General features: G+C 61.8%; 1 protein-coding gene. It reads left to right on the top strand.

The features are described 5' to 3' along the window. Nucleotides 1–14 precede the first annotated feature (14 nt). On the top strand, nt 15–348 hold a 334-nt coding region (locus ACY45C_RS20275), incomplete at its 3' end, for a Panacea domain-containing protein (RefSeq protein ID WP_462189142.1).

The raw sequence follows: 348 nt of genomic DNA, 5'->3' as shown, positions 1-348 counted from the left end.
AGGGAGGTGAGGGTATGGCCGAGAACGTCCATGATGTTGCCGCCTTCATCCTCGCGCAACTCGGGATGATGGCCACCTGGCGTTTGCAGAAGCTGGTCTACTACTCGCAGGCATGGCATCTCGCCAACCATCGCGTGAATCTCTTCGACGAAGAGGTTCACGCCTGGTCAAACGGTCCGGTGGTATGGGCGCTCTTCGAGAAGCACCGCGGCTGCTTCTGCGTCAGCTCATGGCCAGCGGGGGATCCCCGTCGACTCGGGCCCCAGGCGACTCGGACCATCGAGTGGGTGCTGCAAAAGTACGGGCCTTTCAGTGGCGACGAACTGTCGCGGATAACGCAGGTGGAGG

The organism is Frankia sp. CcWB2 (assembly GCF_977927585.1).
Note: the sequence above shows the minus strand (reverse complement) of the source record. Positions and strands in the feature narration are given on the sequence as shown.